The following is a 17,985-nucleotide window of genomic DNA, read 5'->3' as shown; positions in this document are numbered from 1 at the left end:
TGGTTTTTCATGGTTATTCTCTGGAGAGTATGCCCTGACAGCAGACAAGTTATTCCAAATCGTTATTCCAGCCGGACAAATTCTTTCCGCAGTCTGCGTATGATGCGCTTTTCGAGTCTGGATATGTATGATTGCGAGATCCCGAGGCGGTCAGCCACCTCCTTTTGCGTCTTTTCTTCGCATCCGCCCATGCCGAATCTAAGCTCCATAATCAGCTTTTCCCGCTCACTCAGACTGCCCATAGCGAGATCCAGCAGCTGCCTGTCGACTTCCTCTTCGATCGGGCGCGAGATGATATCGTTCTCCGTTCCCAGTACATCGGACAGAAGCAGCTCATTGCCATCCCAGTCGATATTTAGAGGTTCATCGAAAGAAACCTCTGTCCTTATTTTATTATTTCTGCGCAGATACATTAGAATTTCATTTTCAATACAGCGGGAAGCGTAAGTGGCCAGCTTGATTTTCTTGGCGGGATCAAAGGTGTTGACCGCTTTAATCAAACCGATCGTCCCGATCGAAACCAAATCCTCGATACCGATTCCCGTGTTCTCAAATTTGCGGGAGATATAAACAACCAGTCTTAGGTTGCGCTCGATCAGCATATCTTTCACCGAAAGGTCCCCATGCTCGAGTCTCGTGATCAGATACTCCTCTTCTTCCAGGCGCAGCGGGGGCGGCAGGGCTTCGCTGCTGCCGACATAAAAGACCTCCCTTACCCGATGCAGTTTCAGGGACAAAAAAATTAATTTTCTCTTAAATGCCGACATTACTGCCCTATAGTACTGTTTGATGCGGTTCATCAGGCGATCTCCTCCTTGCCAACTGGCATTTGAATATGTTCCGGATGCAGCAGGGCCACAAATTTACCTTCCGAATTCAGACCATGCGGGACCAAGGCGGCGGTAACGGCATGTTCCCATACTTTTTCCCCCTGACGGATCTTAACAGATCCGAGCCGGATTCCCGGCAGCCAGGTTTGGCCATTGATTCCCCTGGCGGAGATGAACACCATTTTTTGTATACAGGGGTCTTCACTGTTCCAGATATAAGTCCAGGGGTTGGCACTTTCCCTCCAGGGCATAAGCAGAAACCTTTGAATTTCTTCCGGTAGGGCCTGGGCCACAGCTTTTTCTTCCACGACCATCACAGGTGTCCCGGTCAGCGGGTCCCGCAGTTCGTTTCCGGTATCCAGCAGTGCCTTAATCTGTGCCTGCCGGCCATTCTCAAAAGACAGCTCAACCTCGTAGCACACATTGTCGAGAAATAACGTCGTTTTTTGGATTTTCTCCCAGACCTGGCATCCTGCGGTCAGAATCAGGGCAATCACAGGCAGGACCCATAAATCCTTTAAAGCCAGCCCTGTGCCTTCCAACCCAAGCCAACCCGCCAGCGCATAATAGATTCCGGCGCTTAAGGATGCCAGAAGGCTGAAATACAGGAGTCCTTTAGCCAGATCAGGGATTGTTTTGGTCTTTAAAGCTACTGCGACCATGCCAACAGGAATCAGGATTCTGGAAACAGCGATGACCAACGAGGGACCAAAGATGATGAATACAATTGGCAGCTCGCCAAGAAGAACTGCTCCCAGTAGATTTCGAACCTGAATCTTTTTTCGAAGCAGATGGGCCGTAAAAACCAACAAAAAAGCATCCATAGCCCCATTGATGAACAGAATAATATCCAGGTAGACCATACCCGAAATCCTTTCTGCGCGAAGTCATTTCATTAACAAATTATACCTCTGCACAGAGAGAAATCCTGTCGCTTTACGTGGGCTTGGGATGCGATTTTTTTGGCTAAGGGAATACAGATTATGGGGGATATTTGGTTTTTTTTTCTTTTTCGGGGTATCAGCCTTGCCCAAAGCACCCCGCTTGCACGTTCTCGCAGCTGCTCGCTTTAATCCTTGCTGACATGCCAAAACCTCTGGGATTCAATGTATGTGGTCGCTAAATTAACCACCAGCATATGGGTGGCAGTGCACTAAATATTAACGTTTGTAGAAACTACCTTGTCTTGCTGCGGATTACCTGATCTAAAGCTGTAAAGGTCTGCGGTCCTGCAACACCATCTGGGATAAGTCTATAATCTCTTTGGAAAGCGATCACAGCTTCCCTGGTCTTAGACCCGAATACTCCATCAGCCATTCCTGGGCCATAGCCGAGTTCTTTAAGGATTGACTGCAGTGTAGCAACTTCCGGACCTCTGGAACCGACTTTGAGAAAAGCAGGTTCAGTAAGGGTTCTGCTTAAAGCTGCTGTCGTTACCGGACCTACAATTCCGTCCTGTACCAGCCCGTTATTTTGCTGAAAGGCCATTACTGCTGATTGGGTACGGGGACCAAAGATACCATCTGGAGTTCCTGGATCATAGCCCAGTTCGATCAGCGCAATTTGCAGCTGTCTGATATCATTACCACGCATTCCTAGCCTGAGCGTTCTAGTTAGCCGAAAGCTCATTGGAGCTGCCCCCTTCCATGTTAATTATCCTTATTTTTTCTAGTAAGTTCTGGGCATTATCGTTTTTATAAGCTTACCACCATTTTATTTTTATTAAGGTGACTATGTGAAAAAGACCTGCCCCAAAATTCCCAAGCGCTTGGAAGCTCTTCGGTTATCAAAAAATACATGGCGGTGCCGCAAAACTACAAAAAAGTAGTTACGCAACACCGCCTTCTTCTATCGTTGAATGAAAAGCCAGCAAAATTTTAGGTATAATTTTAGGATCTCTGTTTAAAACCCTAGATTTGAAGTTTTGCTTTTTTTAACAGGCATAAACACGGAGAGGAAGGATAGAACCAAGCATATAGCTCCGGCCGACAATAACCATGTCATGGGTTTAATCATATTGGTACCGGCAAAATAGAAGAAATCCCGCATCACCTCTACGCCAAAGCGTAAAGGCATCCAGGAATATAACCAAAACTTTGACGCAGAGGAAAGCATTTCATAAGGCAGAGAAATCATTGGCAGCCCAAAAAAAGAATACCAGCATGACAAGTACAATTCCCTGGGCACCTAATCCGTTTACCAGCATTGACTGCATTAGGAAGAAACTGAAGCTTATCAGTGTAAAATATAAACAGAACTCAAAACTGTTCGGAACCGTCATTTTCAATAAACCGTTTCCAACAATCAAGATAACCAACGAAGCAATGAAGCAAAACGCAATGGCACAAACGATCTGTATTCCAATCGTAAGCGCCTTTTCCGTTTTTTTAGTTGGCTCAACTTTCTTTATCACAAAAAAGAGGAGTATGGATGATATTAAGCCGGTCATCCAAGCCAGCATTGTGACAGAAACAGGTGCATTACCATTGGCACTGTGATCGGGAATAACGTTAACTTTGTCAATTGTAAAACTTACGAGCGTATTCTGCTGCAGATTTTGCATCATTTGCCTCTGCGCTTGCATTGCTGCGGCTTGGGCCGAAGCCGTTTGACTGGTTTGCTCTGACGGACTTTGACCGATCTCCGGAGTTTGTTTCGTAGCGCTGGCTAGCTGAGCTGCCAGCTGTGTTCTTAATTGGTCATTGATACCCGTCTCCATTTTTGCCATAACCTGCGTCAAAATATTGGCAACGGTTTGACTCATTCCGTTATTGATATATACCTCAACTTCACCAGGCGTCTGGTTTGCACTTGTGACAGACATCACCTTTTTACTAAAGTCCTTTGGAATAATCAAAGCACCATAATATTTCTGATCATTCATTGCATCCATCGCCTCATTTTTGTCAGTGAGAATCGTCCACTTAAAGGTTGCGTTGTCCTGGCTGCCGGTTGATGTCATGACCGAGTCTGCTATTTTTTGCCCCAAATTCAATTCTACTCCGGACTGCAAGGCTACTCCCTCATCCTGCAAAACTAAAGCCATAGGCGCACCTTTCAATTCAGCATTAATCGTTGATCCTAAAAGTGCAATTGTCAGCACCGATGCAAATAGAACCACCACTGCTAATCCAATCCACAATATTTTTTGTTTTAAAATACCAGCAATAATTTCCATCATCTCAACCCTTTCCCTATTTTCTTTTTTAGGCTGTAATCTTAGGCTATGTTCTTAGGCTATGTAATTCACCTACACTGCTATTGAAATCAACACAGTGTTGATTTATTATAAAAATATCATAGAAGATTACCGTGATCAATCAACAGATCATTTGAAAATGTTTATATTTCCGCGTATCTCCCTAATTGTTACATAGGAGTGGTTTTTATGACGGGAATCGCTGGACCAAAAAAGTCCATTCAGACAAAACGTATTTTCATGGATGCTTTCATTGCGTTAAATCATTATAAAATGATTGATAAAATGAGTATTAAGGAGCTTTGCATTCGAGTCGGGTTTAATAGGGGAACATTCTATCTTCATTTCCAGGATATTTATGATTTACGTGAGCAAATTGAAAATGAGTTGCTGAATGGTATGAAAGAAATTTTTCTTGAGTTTAGCAAAGATATCATTATAATAAGAGACCCTCATATAGCAAGAAATGCTTTCAGTAGTATACTTGCCTATATACAAAAGCATCACTTGTATTTTGAAGCCCTTCTCGGCCCAACCGGTGACATTTCGTTTATTAATAAAATCAAAGATTACGTAAAACTTGTACTCCTTGATAATGTATTATTACGTGATAAGGAAATTAACATAAATAAAGACCATTACGAATTAATTTTAGAATATAGTCTATCGGCAAATGTCGGTATTGTCATATATTGGATAAAAAATGGTATGAAAATACCCATAGATGAACTGGCTGCCTTATATAACGAACTAATGTTTAATGGCTTGGCTCAAGGTATTTTAACCCCCAATACTTCCTCCCGAATGCCAAAGGAAATATAATGTTTTTTAGTACGAGGACAAGGTATTTAAATTAAATGCGGCCACAGATGGCCTAATGTCGCGATGCCATGGATGGTAAAGAGCGACTCGCCAGGGAGGGCGCTATCTGCCGAGAGCGAAATGTGGCGTGCAGACCAGATCCAAATGATTTGATTGATAAGCTTTACGGCGGCATCGGGGTTATGAAGCACAGTAACAGCGAAGAAGCTGGATTTTAGCTTATATGACTTCATATGGATTGGTCGCAAGTGTGTAAAACATCTTCTTAACGGCATGTCCCAGAATCTGAGGCGCCTCAGATTCTGGGACATGCCTGGCGGTGGTGAGTGGGTATCTGTAATTTGCTATGTTGTGCCGGTATTCTTCCGGAGTCGTTTTCTTTTAAGAGCCTGATCAGCCTTTCGGCAGTTTTCTGAGTTAATAAGGATAGCAAAAAAGACGCCTTATTGAGACGCCTTCAACGTTGAATAGAACCAACTTTTATGATTAAAAATTAATGTTTATCTTTTATACTTCAGGAAATTCGGAATATCCACGTGATCCTTGAATGGATTGTAGTCATCCATCTTGGCTGTTTCCTGCGGGTTCTTTACTTTTTTGACGAAGCTGGACCGCTGGTCAAAGCCTGTGGCGATGACCGTTACCCGGACATCATCTTTTAGGTTTTCATCAATGACTGCGCCGAAGATAATGTTGGCTTCCTGATCGGCTGCTTCACCAACAATCTCGGAAGCTTCGTTGACTTCAAGCAGGGTCAGGCTTGGACCACCGGTGATATTCAGCAGAACACCCTTCGCGCCTTCAATCGAGGTCTCAAGCAGCGGACTCGAAATTGCCTTACGGGCGGCATCGACCGCTCTGTTTTCTCCGGAAGCCTGTCCAATACCCATCAGTGCCGAACCGGTATCGGACATGATGGTCTTGACATCGGCAAAGTCAAGGTTGATAAGTCCCGGAATCGTGATCAGGTTGGAAATTCCCTGTACGCCTTGCAGCAGTACGTCATCAGCAATGCTGAAGGCTTCCTGGACCGTCGTATGTTTATCGACAACCTGCAAGAGTCTGTCATTTGGAATGGTAATCAGCGTATCAACCTTTTCCTTCAGTTCAAGGATTCCTCTTTCAGCCTGCATGGCTCTTTTGCGTCCCTCGAACGAGAAAGGCCTAGTAACAACGCCGACTGTCAAGGCTCCAATTTCCCTGGCGATCTCGGCAACAACGGGAGCGGCTCCCGTTCCTGTTCCACCACCCATACCGGCGGCAACAAAAACCATATCGGCACCAAGCAGCGCTTTGGCAATCTCGTCGCGGCTCTCTTCGGCCGCACTGTGACCGATTTCCGGATTAGCTCCTGCACCGAGTCCTTTGGTGAGTTTAATGCCGATTTGTATTTTTTCAGCTGCTCTGGACATTTGAAGCGCCTGAGCATCTGTATTCAGCCCGATGAACTCTACTCCTTTAAGACCAACGGAAATCATTCTATTTACGGCATTGTTTCCGCCGCCGCCGACTCCTATTACCTTGATCCGTGCAAACTGCATCTCATCACTAATGAATTCGAGCATCTTTTCCCCTGCCTCTCCTTATTCTAGTCCTCATCTATTGGTTATGTTTTTCCGATGCAAACGGTTAATCGTCAACCCAACTATATGAGTTCGAGATGAGAAACTATTACTCCTCTTTTTCCGTCATAATATTTAAATTTTTTTGTTCCAATCAGGTTTTATGATATCTATTGATGATATGCCGGCGAATAATACTGATGTTTTGGAATAATCTGGTGCCAAAGGCCACCACGGCAGCAAGATACAGGTCGACGCCTATTCTGTCCCCGATAAATGCCAGCAGGCTGGCCATAATGATATTGACGATAAAACCGCTGAGGAAGATCGTACTGTCAAAATGATCTTCCTGATAGGACCTTATACCGCCCATGACTGAGTCCAGCGCGCCTAAAATCGCTACTGAAAAATATTTGGTATAGTCCACTGGAATACTGAACGGACTTATAAAACCAATTAATAGTCCAAGAATCAATCCAAAAACAGGCAGCAGCCACATAATCTATCCCCCGCTATCTTCCTAAAACAGGTTTCCCTGCCGTTAAATCAATATATTGAATAGCTTTTTCCACGGTTTTGTATTCTTCACTGTTTAACAGTTCCTGAAGCAGCTTCATCTTTTCTGTAAACTCGGTGTCAAATCCTATTTTCACTTCAATACCGGAGGTCATATAAAGGCTTATTTGCCCGTCCGTTGTGCTGTGAACCTCTCCAATCAGCGGCAGTAGTTCCGCAGGGGTTTGTCCCAGCAAAAGAAGGGCCTTGTGTAAATTTGTATTGTCAATCTTTTGCCCGGGCCCGATTGTTTCCGGAACTTTGATTCCAGTCAACACTGGATTGTCTTCCGCGGGCCAGGAATCATAAAATTTCAGAATGACGCCCTGCAGATCCACGACGACAACCCCGTCGCTATTTAAGATCATTGCGGCCGGTACACGTTCCTGTACTTTGATCACCAGCGTTGCCGGCAGTTCCTTTTCCACTTGCGCCTGATCAATCAGCGGATGAAGCTTGACCTTCATCGCCAGAGCTTCGGTATCGGTCAAAAAAATATTCTCACCTTTTACGGTTCCCAAAAGCTGCAATACTTCATTCTCGGTGACATTGCTTAATCCTACTGTCCTGACTTCCTTCACGTTAAAAAAATCTGATTTGGAAAACATATAAAGCCCTACAGCAATGAGACAGATCAAAGCCGCTGCATAGATCCAAAATGTATTTGATCTGGTTTGAGCCAAAATCTTCCTCTCCTGCTCTTGTTTTATCTATTTTACATTATCCGCCTGGTAAGGTGCAACACTATTGTTTGACAACCCGCTGTATTTTTGCTCCCAAAGTCCTGTATTTTTCCTCGAGTTCTTCATAACCCCGGTCAATATGATCAATCCTCTCCAGAACTGTACCCTCTTCAGCAGCCAAAGCAGCCAGAAAGAGAGCCGCTCCGGCACGCAAATCAGTCGCCTCCACAAACGCACCTTCGAGGTTGGACCGGCCGTTAATAATTGCCGTTCTCCCCTCAACAGTAATCCTGGCTCCCATCCGTCTCAGCTCAGCGACATGCTGGAAGCGGTTTTCAAAAATCGTCTCGGAGACAATACTTGTTCCGTCAGCAATCGTTAACAGTGCCATGAACTGCGGCTGCATATCGGTCGGGAATCCCGGATAGACCAGCGTTTTTATTTCGAGCGCTTTAAACTGTCCTTTTTGACGTACCCTGACACTGTCTCCATAAGGGATTACTTCAGCCCCTCCCTGGCGCAGTTTGGCAATAATAGGGCTGATATGTTCGGGAACCACGTTTTCCACCAGGATGTCTCCGCCTGTCATAACGGCAGCGACCATATGCGTCCCGGCTTCTATCCTGTCAGGGATGACCGCATGTTCTGTACTCTTGAGTCTCGCTACGCCATCGATGCGCAGGACGTGCGTTCCGGCCCCTCTGATCCTGGCCCCCATTTTATTCAGCAGATTCTGCAGGTCAACAATTTCCGGTTCTCTGGCCGCATTGCGGATGATGGTTGTGCCTTCGGTCAGAACCGCAGCCATCATGATATTTTCCGTAGCCCCGACACTCGGGATATCCAGGTAGACATCTCCGCCTCTGAGTTTCCCCGCTATGGCCTCTATGTAACCATGTCTCTCTTCAACACGTACGCCGAGTTCCTGCAGCCCTTTAATATGTTGATCCATCGGACGTGTCCCAATCGCACAGCCGCCCGGCCTGGATATTTTAACCCTTCCGTTTCGTGCGAGCATCGGGCCTAAAATCAAGTTGGATGCCCGCATTTTCCGCATTAACGCTTCATCGACAATGCAGTCATTCAGTGAAGAGGAATCAATGGTCAGTTCATTTGAGCTGAATTGTGTTTTACAGCCAAGGCTTTTCAGAACTTCGCCCATACAAAGGATATCTGTGAGATGAGGAATTCCCTGCAGTTCTGTTTTTCCATCGGCCAGAATGGCGGCTGCCATGAGCGGCAGTGATGCGTTTTTTGCTCCGCTGGTCCGAATACTTCCCTCAAGTCTTTGTTTTCCCGTAATGACATAACGATCCATCGTCATGTCTCCTCCCCCTTTAGCCAATTAAATGACGCGTATTTCTGTTTCGAGCTGAATATCAAATTTTTCGGACACATCTGTTTGAATTACCTGAATAAGCGTTAAAATATCAGCGGCTGAGGCATTCCCTCTGTTCACAATGAAATTGGCATGCTTCTCAGATACCTGAGCATCCCCAAGGCGGCGTCCTTTCCACCCTGCCTGCTCGATCAGCCTTCCCGCGGAGTCTCCGGCAGGATTACGGAATACACTTCCTGCATTGGGATACTCCAATGGCTGATGCTCTTTTCTTTTGGCCATAAGACCCTGCATCTGAGCCTGGATCACGGCCTGATCCCCCGGATGGAGGGACAGCGTACATTCCAGGACAATGCATTCCTTTTCTAAAAGGGAACTGCTGCGATACCCAAAAGCAATCTGGTCCTTCGGTATCATTTCAATTTTTCCCTCGGCCGTCAATACACTAACTTTCTTAACCAAATCACCAATTTTCCCACCATAAGCACCAGCATTAATGGCTGCTGCTGCGCCAAGTGTCCCTGGTATCCCACAGGCAAACTCGAGCCCGCTAAGGCTGTTCTCTCCTGCCTCCCGGGCCAGACGCATCAAGGAATAACCTGCTTCGGCCGTGACTTCTTCCCCCTGCCAACGAATGCTGTCCATGGCTGTAACAACAATCACCACACCCTTGAATCCATGATCCGGCAGCAATACATTTGAACCCCGGCCCAGAAGCAGAAACGGTGTGTTATTCTTCCTGCACCCCTCAATCACGGAGACCAGTTCCTCAGTGTCCCGGGGCCAGACAGCAAGTTCGGCCATACCGCCGACTTTCCAGGTATTCAGCTTTCTTAAAGGATAATCTTTTTCAATCCTACCCTTTATGTTCGGTAAGTACATGATATTCCTTTCCCTTTTCCTTACAGCATATCTTATGCTGATCCGGCTTGCAGTGTTAAAGAAGTTTATTTCCAGGCAGTCTGCAGGCAGAGATTAATAATGCAGTCCAAAGCTCCGGGCGCAAATACCTCCTTTGCCCGCGCTGCCATTTCTTCCAGCTTAAACGGATTCAGCAGTACTTTTTGAACATTGTCCCACAGAATCTCCGTATTCAGTTCCTTATCTAAAATAACACAAGCTGCTCCCTTATTTTCAAAAGCCCTGGCGTTATATTCCTGGTGATTTTCAGCCGCATACGGGTACGGGACCAAGATACCGGCCTTCCCGGCAGCCGAGAGTTCTGCCAGCGTGGATGCCCCGGCCCGGCAGATGCACAAATCAGAGCAGGCCAGAGCTTCCGGTATATGCTCAACGTAGGCTAAGACTTTCCATTGTTTTCTTTGCCAGTCAATGTTACGCGTTTCAAGCTCCTTTAAAATCGTATCATGCGTCGCTGTTCCGGTTGCCCAGATCAGCTGGACATCCGGGTATGGGGCCAATTTTGGCAGGAGCCCAATCAGCGCTTGGTTGATACTCAGCGCGCCCCTGCTGCCGCCGGTGACCAAGATTGTTTTTTTACCGGGATCAAAATCAAAGGCCTTTGCTCCGTCTTTGCGGTCAATTTTGCCGATTTCTTCCCTGACCGGCAGGCCGACAACCTTAACCTTGTCTTTAACCCCAAAATATTTTTCACTTTCCGGAAATGTCAGCAAAATACGTTTGACCATTCTGGCCAATATTTTATTGGTCTTGCCCGGAAAAGCATTCTGTTCATGTAAAACGGTCGGAATGCCAAAAAAGGCTGCTGTAAGTACCACCGGACCGGATACATAACCGCCGGTCCCTACTACCAGATCAGGATCAAACTCCTTCAAGATCCTTTTCGTCTCCCATAAGGCCTTAACGTTCGTGCCGGCTGCTTTCAGTACTTCGGTACTTAACTGCCGCGGCATCCCCTGACCGGATATCCCGCGGAACTCAAGACCGTTTTCCGGAGCCAGCTTCGCTTCCATACCGCTTCTTGTTCCAACGTACAGGATGCGGATATCATTCAGCCGCTCCTGCAGCGCTTTGGCGATTGCCATTGCAGGATAAATATGCCCACCTGTACCGCCTCCGGTTACAATAACCCGCAATTAAAAGACCTCCTCAGATCTGCCCGCAGCCGCAGAAATATTCAAGAGCAGCCCGGCTCCGATCATTGTAAATAAAAGTGATGTACCCCCGTAGCTTAGGAATGGCAAGGTGATTCCCGTTACCGGCAAAACACCTGATACCACACCCATATTGATCATGGCCTGAATCCCGATCAGAGATGTCAAACCCACAGCCATCAAGCCAAGGAATGGTTCCGGTGCCAGCATCGCTGCCCGGAAGCCGCGCCAGATGAAAAGGAAAAAGAGCAGAACAACGAGTGAGGCGCCGACAAAACCAAGCTCTTCTCCAACCATGGCAAAAATAAAATCTGTATGGTTCTCAGGCAGATAAAGAAATTTTTGTCTGCTTTGACCGAGTCCCAGTCCGAATAATCCGCCAGGCCCAAGAGCCAGGAGTGATTGGATCGTCTGATAACCCTTGCCTGAAGGATCAGCCCACGGATCAAGGAAAGCAAAGATCCTGCGCATTCTGTACGGAGCAGCTGCAATCGCGGCAACCACCATGGCCAACCCGGCCAAACCAAGGCCTGCCATGTGCCACATTCTGGCCCCTGCGGCCAGAAGCATAAAGAAAACAGTAGCGGCAATTACCAGCGTTGTACCGAGATCAGGCTGCAGCATAATCAGGGCACAGACCACACCCAGCAGAGCCAGGGACGGGATGATGCCCTTCCAAAATGACTTGATTTGATAAGGGTTTACAGTAAGGAACCTCGCCATGATCAGCACCATGGCCAGTTTCGCTACTTCGGAAGGCTGGATGGACATCGGACCAAGTCCGATCCAGCGGGTTGCACCATTCACTGTCCTGCCGATTCCCGGGATCTTAACCAGGATCAGCAGAAACAAAGCTGCGTATAAAATAGGTTTCGCCCACTTATGCAAAAACGCGATATCAATCATGACGGCGACACCCATGGCCGCAAGCCCCAGAGCTACCCACAGCAGGTCCGCTTTAAAATAATGATAAGGATCCTCATAATACAGGTAGCCTTTCACAGCACTGGAACTATAGGTCATGATGATCCCGATCAGCAGCAGGATAAGAATCACGCCTAGCAGAACCGGGTCAACTTTTAGGAATTTTCGGATCACATAGCTCCCCCCTCCAAAATCATTCGGGTTCCGGAATGGTACTATGTTTACACCGATACTTTCCCAGTGCATCTTAGTATCATTCGGGTTCGCTATAATGCTTACGCACCAAATCCTTAAACAATTCCCCTCTTTCTTCATAACTTTTAAACATATCCCAACTTGTACAGGCTGGCGACAGTAAGACGACGTCACCCGGCACTGCCTCGGTAATAGCAATATTGACAGCATCCTTAAAATCAAGCGTCCGGATAATTTTCGGGAACCCTAAACGGACAGCAATCTCCTCAAGCTCCGGAGCCGCCATCCCCACTAAAATCAGACTTTTTACCCTTATACGTGCTTCCTGCAAGAATTCCGTCATATCAAGGCCTTTGTTTTTACCTCCGGCAATCAGCACGATCGGTTCCTCATAGGACTGAAGGGCTTTGATCGATGAGTCAGGATTGGTTCCCTTGGAGTCATTAATATATAGAATATCATCAAATCTGCCAACGATTTCCTGGCGGTGTTTCACCGGCCGAAAGTGATGCAGTACGTCAGCAATTTTGGAGATATCGAGTCCGAACTCGAGCGCAGCTGCCACTGCAGCCATCACGTTCTCAAGATTATGGCCACCCTTCAGCAGCAGTTCCTTGCGTCCGATAATCGTCGCGGCAACGCTATGATCTTTTTTTAGGACAATATCCTCTCCATTTAAGCAGATTCCGTCTGGCAAATTTTCCTTCAAGCTGAAGAATACCACCCGGGCCTTGGCTATAGCGGCCAATTCTTTAACAGTCGGATCATCCCAGTTTAGGATGGCCAAATCCTGTTCCGTCTGGTTTTCAAGAATCCTGGCTTTGGCTGCAGCATACCTCTCCAGTGAACCATGCCGGTCTAAATGATCGGGGGTCAGGTTTAAAAAGATCGCAATGTTCACCCTGGTCTTATTAATCAATTCCAGCTGAAAGCTCGAAAGCTCTGCAACAATAATCCCATTCTGATCAAGATGTTCAACCTGGCCGCATAAAGCAAGTCCAATATTTCCGGCAACGACTGTCTCACGTCCGGTTTCCTTAGCCAGCTCTCCGACAAGCGTCGTGGTCGTCGTTTTGCCATTGCTTCCGGTTATGCCGGCAATCACTGCCCTTGAATCCCTCAAAGCAAGCTCTACCTCGCTCCAGAGTGGAATACCCGTCGCTGAAGCCTGCCGTATAAACGGCAGGAACGGGGAAACCCCCGGTGATAAAACCAGTAAATCGGGCCTGATATCCTTCAGCTCCGGTTCCCTTTCCAAAATAAGATGAGCATCGTCCAGTTTCAATTCATCTATGCCTGTAAGCTTGGCCAAAGGCTGCATATCGGTAAGAAAGACCTCAGCTGCTTTGCTCTGAAGCTTATGAGCCGCAGCCAGGCCGCTCCTGCCGCCGCCTACGACCAATACTCTTTTTCCGGCTAATTCCACAGTACGATCCCTCCAACCTTAATTGATCATGAACCAAAAGGCGCTAACCCCAATCAACGCAAAGATGGCTGCAGCCAGCCAAAAAACACGTACAACCTTTTTTTCGCTCCAACCGCCCAATTCAAAATGATGGTGCACCGGACTCATCCGAAATATCCTCTTCCCCCGGGTCTGAAAAGAAACAACCTGAAGAACAACAGACAGACCTTCCAGAACAAAGACCCCGCCGAGAATCAGCAAAACAAACTCACTCTTGCTGAGGACCGAGATTGTTGCCAGCGCTCCGCCCAGAGCAAGTGATCCACAGTCGCCCATAAAGATCCTGGCCGGGTGGATGTTAAATCTCAAGAATCCCAGACAGCCTCCCGCAATGGCCGCGGCAAAAACCGCAAGGTCGCTGGAAGAAAGAGCGATGCCGTCAATAAATCCTGTCTGCGCAGCCAGATAAGCGATGCCGACATAACCGGCAGCCGCAATGACTGTACAGCCTGCGGCCAGTCCATCCAGTCCGTCTGTCAGGTTAACTGCGTTGGACATATACACCACAATAAGTATGACCAGCGGATAATAGATAATCCCTAAATCTATTTCCAAAGCCGTAAACGGAAGTTCTACCGCTGTACCTCTACCAAGGTACAAGGTGGAAACTCCGACCAATATCACCGCAAGCAGAATTTGCCCGGCCAGTTTCTGCCAGGCCCGCAAGCCAAGATTTTGCTTCCTGATTACTTTTAAAAAATCATCCAAAAAACCAAGTAAACCAAAGCCCAAGGTCACAAGGAGCATGGTTATTATTCCGGGTGAATAAGGCTTTTCCGCAATAATCAACACCCCGGCTGTTATTCCAATAAGAAATATAAGTCCGCCAATCGTCGGCGTCCCGGCCTTGGCAAGATGTCTCCTGGGACCGTCCGCCCGAATACTTTGACCAAATTTTAATGTACGCAGGACCGGAATCAAAAAAGGTCCCGCCAGAAGACTTACCAGCAGGGCAACCCCCGCCGCCAGATAGATTTTTTCCGTCACTTCCTGAATGTTCCTTTCTTAACCTTAATCACTTAATTCGAAGTTGTATACACACAAAACTTAGAAAGAATTATTCTATCGGGTAGGTCTGCAAGCACAATACCGCTCTTCGGCGAATTGCGCCATCCATGGCGCAAATGCCGCGCTCCGCAATCCGTGCTCCGCTTGACGCGGAACTGTGGCTCGCAGACTGATCATGGGAGATTAGAGACTTATTTTTTTGCCAGTTCAAGATGCTTTGTAGCTCTTTCAAATAAGAGGTGTGCTGCTTTTTTCTATTTTCTTTAGCAAGTAAGCAATGCAATTGAATACCTAAGAGAAATACTTTCATATCTTTCAATCAGTCTGCGAGCCACAGTTCCGCGCCAAGCGAAGCCGGATGCGGAGCGCGGCTCTTTGTGCCACGGAGGGCACAAGAGCCGAAAAGCGGTATTGTGGCTCGCAGACCAACCCAAAAAAATATCGTCGTCTACTCTTCCTGACAAAGCGCACCGCTTACGCGCTCCATCCTCATGCCGCGAGATCCCTTAACCAATACCCAGACGTCGCTGCCCATCTCCTCAATAAGTTTCTTTGCCACAGAAACGGCCTCTGCACATTCGCTGCAAATATGAATGCCGGAGGCGGGAAAACCTGCTTCAGAAGCTCCTTGCGCAATATCTTCAGCCATTTTGCCGACTGTGATCAGCGTGTCGATTCCCAGCTCCGCCACAGCCCGGCCGACATCCCGGTGCCCAGAAACGGCAAAATCTCCCAGCTCATACATTTCGCCAAGCACTGCAATCGTTTTTGCCCCTCCGCTTTCAGCAAGCACGTGCAGTGAAGCTTTCATGGAGGTAGGATTCGCATTATACACGTCATTAATGATCGTACTCCCGAAAACGCCCTGCTGAATCTCGAGCCTCATTTTGGACAGTTCCAGTTCTTCGAGTGCCTTGGCTCCTTCAGCCAGGGATACCCCTTTAGCCAGTCCAACACTCAAAGCCGCCAGTGCATCGAGCACATTATGCTCTCCCGGCAGCGGCAGGCGAACTTCAGCTCTGTCCTCGCCGGATACAACTTCAAAACACGTCGTTAGCGTCCCGGAGCTTCGGATATTGACAGCATAAACATCTGGAGACACATATTTACCGGAAATCCCGTAGAAGACTTTTTTCACCTCAGCAGTGGCTGCCTTGCTGACACTGAACGCATCCTCTGCATTCAGCACGGCTATGCCTCCCGACAGAGCGTCAATCAGCTCCCATTTGGCTTTCGCAATATTCTCCTGTGATCCTAACAACTCCAAATGTGTTGTCCCTATATTCGTAATCACAGCAACCGAAGGGCTGCAAATATCGCAAAGGGCCCTAACCTGCCCAAGTCCGCGCATTCCCATCTCCAGAACCATGATCTCGGTTCCTGCCGGTGCATTCAGGATGGTCAGCGGCAGCCCGATCTCATTATTATGGTTTTCCAGATTCTTATGAACCTTAAAGCCTTTAGCAAGTACGGCAGCCGTCATATCCTTGGTCGTCGTTTTGCCGCAGCTGCCGGTAATCCCAATGACCACAGGATCAAGCGTTTTTCTCCACGCTCTGGCTAAATCCTGCAAAGCCCGTAGAGAATCCTTCACAGCAATGATTGCTTTGCCTGCGGGAATAACCGGAATCCCTAATTCTTCCAGGCTGTGGGTTTCCGCCAACGCAATTGACGCCCCGGCTTCAAAGGCTTTGTTGATGAATAGATGCCCGTCGGTCTTTTCTCCCCGGATCGCAGTGAACAGCGCTCCTCCGGAAGCTGCCCTGCTGTCAATGACGCATCCCTCAAAATAGGCCGACTCCGAACCGTAAAGTCTGCCGCCAAGAATTTCGGCAATTATACCGCTATTCCACATAACCCAATCTCCTAAGAACTTTATCTGCTTCTTCCCGGTCATCAAAATGTATTTTTTCCGTGCCAAGAATCTGATAATCTTCATGCCCTTTGCCGGCGATAAGTATCGTGTCCCCGGAACCGGCTGCCATACAGGCCTCGTCGATCGCACTGCGGCGGTCTTTTATCACCTTGTAATTGGCTGATTTAAGCCCCGGAATAATATCTTTAATAATTTCATCAGGATCTTCAGTCCGGGGATTATCTGAGGTTACGACAATGTAGTCGCTAAAACGGCCCGCGGCTTCTCCCATAAGCGGCCTTTTTTTTCGGTCCCTGTCACCGCCGCAGCCAAATACTGTGATCAGTTTTCCACCAGTGATTTCTCTGGCCGTACGCAAAACATTTTCCAGGCCGTCCGGTGTATGGGCATAATCGACAATAACCAGAAAAGGCTGGCCTTTGCGAATACTCTCAAATCTTCCCGGAACCCCTTTGATACTGTGAAGCGCTTGCACCACAATCTCAGTCGGATATCCGCTTTCCAGTGCCCAGGCAATTGCGGCTAGGACATTGTAAACACTGAATTTACCAGGGGTACTGTAAAAAATCCCGGCGCTTTTCCCGTGAAAAAGCACGTCAAATTCAACACCTCTGTCTGAAAGCCTGATATTCACAGCCCGGTAGTCCGCCTCATGATCAACACCATATGTGACTACCCTGCAACCTGCCTGTTCTTTCAGAAAAACACAGGAGCCGTCATCAGCATTGAGCACAGCCAGCTGGCCGGCTTTTCCGCCGTTCAAGCCGGAGAAAAGTAGCGCCTTCGCTTTGAGATATTCCTGCATATCCTTATGGTAATCCAAATGATCCTGGGTCAGATTAGTAAAAATCCCGGCATTGAATACACAGCCGTTAACTCTTCCCAAATCGAGCGCATGCGAAGATACTTCCATCACAGCAAGGTCTACATTCTCCGCGACCATTTCAGCCAGTAAATGTTGAATCTCCGTGGACTCCGGTGTCGTATGCTGGCCGGGATATGCGTTATTCCCTATTCTGCTGCCGAGCGTGCCGATCAGACCGGTTTTCTTTCCACTTTGCTGCACGATCCGCTCAATCAGATGCGTCACTGTGGTTTTGCCGTTCGTCCCGGTTATACCGACAAGTTCAAGTCGGCCGGATGGATTCCCGAAGACCTCAGCAGCTAAAAAACCCATGGCCTTCCGAGTATCCACAAATTTAAGCTGGGGTACGGCTAGCGGCAGGAACTCCTCCACGGCTAACGCTGTAGCGCCGGCCCGGACCGCAGCCTCTGCAAACGCATGACCGTCCGCCTGATAACCTCTAATGCACACATATAGATTGCCCGGAGATACCGTTCTTGAGTCATGGGCGATCCCATTAATTACCGTCTGCGTATCTCCAAGCACTTCAACCTGTTTCATACCGACAATGATTTCCGCCAGTGTTTTTTCAGAACTAGACACGAGCT

The 17,985-nt window shown here is 47.6% G+C and carries 17 protein-coding genes; 1 reads left to right on the top strand and 16 read right to left on the bottom strand.

Translation table 11 applies throughout. The features are described from left to right. Positions 1–62: 62 nt before the first annotated feature. From sigE to AB3489_RS03920, 4 genes are all read right to left on the bottom strand, one after another. A complete protein-coding gene (sigE, locus tag AB3489_RS03935) occupies positions 63–767 on the bottom strand; it encodes an RNA polymerase sporulation sigma factor SigE (protein ID WP_368294578.1) in 705 nt (234 codons plus the stop codon). Positions 768–799: 32 nt separating this feature from the next. Continuing rightward, positions 800–1,693: a sigma-E processing peptidase SpoIIGA gene (locus AB3489_RS03930; protein WP_368294030.1), complete on the bottom strand. Its 894-nt coding sequence runs from the start codon at positions 1,691–1,693 to the stop codon at positions 800–802. Positions 1,694–2,006: 313 nt separating this feature from the next. After that, a complete protein-coding gene (locus AB3489_RS03925; protein WP_368294029.1) occupies positions 2,007–2,459 on the bottom strand; it encodes a peptidoglycan-binding protein in 453 nt (150 codons plus the stop codon). Positions 2,460–2,946: 487 nt separating this feature from the next. Next, positions 2,947–4,011 carry a YhgE/Pip domain-containing protein gene (locus AB3489_RS03920; protein WP_368294028.1) on the bottom strand — a complete coding sequence of 355 codons (1,065 nt, stop codon included), beginning with the start codon at positions 4,009–4,011 and terminating at the stop codon, positions 2,947–2,949. A gap of 207 nt (positions 4,012–4,218) precedes the next feature. Here AB3489_RS03920 and AB3489_RS03915 point away from each other — a divergent pair, with 207 nt between their 5' ends. After that, entirely contained in the window at positions 4,219–4,851 is a 633-nt protein-coding gene (locus AB3489_RS03915) for a TetR/AcrR family transcriptional regulator (RefSeq protein WP_368294027.1), read from the top strand. 500 nt (positions 4,852–5,351) lie between these two features. Here the strand turns inward: AB3489_RS03915 and ftsZ are convergent, their stop codons facing one another. The 12 genes from ftsZ to AB3489_RS03855 all read right to left on the bottom strand — a co-directional run bounded on the left by ftsZ (position 5,352) and on the right by AB3489_RS03855 (position 17,980). Further along, positions 5,352–6,416: a cell division protein FtsZ gene (gene ftsZ / locus AB3489_RS03910; protein WP_158208468.1), complete on the bottom strand. Its 1,065-nt coding sequence runs from the start codon at positions 6,414–6,416 to the stop codon at positions 5,352–5,354. 151 nt (positions 6,417–6,567) lie between these two features. Beyond that, positions 6,568–6,912, bottom strand: coding sequence for a small basic family protein (locus AB3489_RS03905; protein WP_020491924.1), 345 nt, complete (start codon positions 6,910–6,912; stop codon positions 6,568–6,570). A 13-nt stretch (positions 6,913–6,925) separates the two neighbouring features. Next, positions 6,926–7,651 (bottom strand): cell division protein FtsQ/DivIB, encoded by a 726-nt coding sequence (locus AB3489_RS03900; protein ID WP_368294026.1) that lies wholly within the window; start codon positions 7,649–7,651, stop codon positions 6,926–6,928. Positions 7,652–7,712: 61 nt separating this feature from the next. Next, complete coding sequence (gene murA, locus AB3489_RS03895) at positions 7,713–8,975, bottom strand: UDP-N-acetylglucosamine 1-carboxyvinyltransferase (protein ID WP_368294025.1); 1,263 nt, start codon at positions 8,973–8,975, stop codon at positions 7,713–7,715. Positions 8,976–8,996: 21 nt separating this feature from the next. After that, positions 8,997–9,872, bottom strand: a complete 876-nt coding sequence (gene murB / locus AB3489_RS03890) for a UDP-N-acetylmuramate dehydrogenase (protein ID WP_368294024.1) — start codon at positions 9,870–9,872, stop codon at positions 8,997–8,999. A 65-nt stretch (positions 9,873–9,937) separates the two neighbouring features. Next, on the bottom strand, positions 9,938–11,047 hold the full coding sequence (gene murG / locus AB3489_RS03885; protein ID WP_368294023.1) for an undecaprenyldiphospho-muramoylpentapeptide beta-N-acetylglucosaminyltransferase: 1,110 nt from the start codon (positions 11,045–11,047) through the stop codon (positions 9,938–9,940). Continuing rightward, the gene (ftsW, locus tag AB3489_RS03880) at positions 11,048–12,160 is read right to left on the bottom strand and encodes a putative lipid II flippase FtsW (RefSeq protein ID WP_368294577.1); all 1,113 of its coding nucleotides are present in this window, start codon (positions 12,158–12,160) and stop codon (positions 11,048–11,050) included. Between the two features lie 82 nt (positions 12,161–12,242). Beyond that, positions 12,243–13,610 (bottom strand): UDP-N-acetylmuramoyl-L-alanine--D-glutamate ligase, encoded by a 1,368-nt coding sequence (gene murD, locus AB3489_RS03875; RefSeq protein WP_368294022.1) that lies wholly within the window; start codon positions 13,608–13,610, stop codon positions 12,243–12,245. 18 nt (positions 13,611–13,628) lie between these two features. Then, a complete protein-coding gene (gene mraY, locus AB3489_RS03870; RefSeq protein ID WP_368294021.1) occupies positions 13,629–14,636 on the bottom strand; it encodes a phospho-N-acetylmuramoyl-pentapeptide-transferase in 1,008 nt (335 codons plus the stop codon). A gap of 70 nt (positions 14,637–14,706) precedes the next feature. After that, positions 14,707–14,868 carry a hypothetical protein gene (locus AB3489_RS03865; RefSeq protein ID WP_368294020.1) on the bottom strand — a complete coding sequence of 54 codons (162 nt, stop codon included), beginning with the start codon at positions 14,866–14,868 and terminating at the stop codon, positions 14,707–14,709. Positions 14,869–15,105: 237 nt separating this feature from the next. After that, positions 15,106–16,512, bottom strand: coding sequence for a UDP-N-acetylmuramoyl-tripeptide--D-alanyl-D-alanine ligase (murF, locus tag AB3489_RS03860; RefSeq protein WP_368294019.1), 1,407 nt, complete (start codon positions 16,510–16,512; stop codon positions 15,106–15,108). Continuing rightward, positions 16,502–17,980 (bottom strand): UDP-N-acetylmuramoyl-L-alanyl-D-glutamate--2,6-diaminopimelate ligase, encoded by a 1,479-nt coding sequence (locus AB3489_RS03855; RefSeq protein WP_368294018.1) that lies wholly within the window; start codon positions 17,978–17,980, stop codon positions 16,502–16,504. The genes murF and AB3489_RS03855 overlap by 11 nt, the downstream gene beginning before the upstream one ends. Between the last annotated feature and the right edge of the window lie 5 nt (positions 17,981–17,985).

The sequence above is a fragment of the Dehalobacter sp. TBBPA1 genome (assembly GCF_040931655.1).
GTDB lineage: Bacteria > Bacillota > Desulfitobacteriia > Desulfitobacteriales > Syntrophobotulaceae > Dehalobacter > Dehalobacter restrictus.
Note: the sequence above shows the minus strand (reverse complement) of the source record. Positions and strands in the feature narration are given on the sequence as shown.